General features: G+C 42.4%; 2 tRNA genes and 2 rRNA genes. All 4 read left to right on the top strand.

The features are described 5' to 3' along the window. Positions 1-102: ribosomal RNA gene (locus EKG39_RS23250) — 16S ribosomal RNA — on the top strand; the annotation flags it as partial. A gap of 215 nt (positions 103-317) precedes the next feature. Continuing rightward, a tRNA-Ile gene (locus tag EKG39_RS23245) sits at positions 318-394 on the top strand. Positions 395-531: 137 nt separating this feature from the next. Continuing rightward, positions 532-607: transfer RNA gene (locus tag EKG39_RS23240), tRNA-Ala, on the top strand. A gap of 346 nt (positions 608-953) precedes the next feature. Further along, positions 954-1,217: ribosomal RNA gene (locus tag EKG39_RS23235) — 23S ribosomal RNA — on the top strand; the annotation flags it as partial.

The following is a 1,217-nucleotide window of genomic DNA, read 5'->3' as shown; positions in this document are numbered from 1 at the left end:
CTTAACCTTTCGGGGAGGGCGTTTACCACGGTGTGGTTCATGACTGGGGTGAAGTCGTAACAAGGTAGCCCTAGGGGAACCTGGGGCTGGATCACCTCCTTACCTATACGACTAACTTAATACTTGAAATACGAAAGTATGTTTGAGTGTCTACACAGATTGCTTGATAGAAGAAAGAGAAATATATCGAAAGGTATTTTTGAGGATTTTGATTCTTAATCAAGGCACTTGATGAGTCTCGTAGGGAGTGTGCTCTAGCACATGACTGAGAAACGAAGAAAGTAACGATGAGAAAGGATTAAAAGACCAAAAAGAATGGGTCTGTAGCTCAGCTGGTTAGAGCGCACCCCTGATAAGGGTGAGGTCGGTGGTTCAAGTCCACTCTGACCCACCAAATCTTTTCTACTCTGCGTTAGTTTAATACTCGTTTAGCAGGCTAAACGTCGCATTAAACTGCCTTGATTAGAATGCGATTTGGCTTCGCCAATGTTTGCATTGGATATCTTGATTGTTTCTCAACTGCATGTAAATGGGGCTATAGCTCAGCTGGGAGAGCGCCTGCCTTGCACGCAGGAGGTCTGCGGTTCGATCCCGCATAGCTCCACCATTTACTTACTTTTTTTAGCTGAATTGTAAGGTCATGCATTGGATAGAGATGCCAAAGATAAACTAAGACTTTATCTTTGGCTTTTTTAAGCCCGTTCTTTAAAAATTTGGAAAGCTGATAGTGTTAATGTGAAAGGGACTATTGTGAAAGCTATCTCGCAAGAGGTAACGATTGCTTTAGTTAATAGCATTAATGCGAAAATAAATAATTGAGTTCTCAAAACACTTAAAATCAAGTGCCCGAAACATAGACCTTTTATTAGGAAAGTGTTTCATGAGTATTCTTTTGGCGAAAGTAAACACCATTAGTTGCAATGCAATTCAGATGAAACTCATTTGGGTTGTATGGTTAAGTGACTAAGCGTATACGGTGGATGCCTTGGCAGTCAGAGGCGATGAAGGACGTAGTAACTTGCGAAAAGCGTTGGCGAGCTAGTAACAAGCATTTGAGCTAACGATGTCCGAATGGGGAAACCCACTCACATAAGTGAGTATCATTAACTGAATACATAGGTTAATGAGGCAAACCCGGGGAACTGAAACATCTAAGTACCCGGAGGAAAAGAAATCAACCGAGATTCCCCTAGTAGCGGCGAGCGAACGGGGATTAG

It is taken from the genome of Shewanella atlantica (assembly GCF_003966265.1).
GTDB classification, from domain to species: domain Bacteria; phylum Pseudomonadota; class Gammaproteobacteria; order Enterobacterales; family Shewanellaceae; genus Shewanella; species Shewanella atlantica.
The sequence above is the reverse complement of the archived record's forward strand: the minus strand, read 5'-3'. Positions and strand labels throughout refer to the sequence as shown.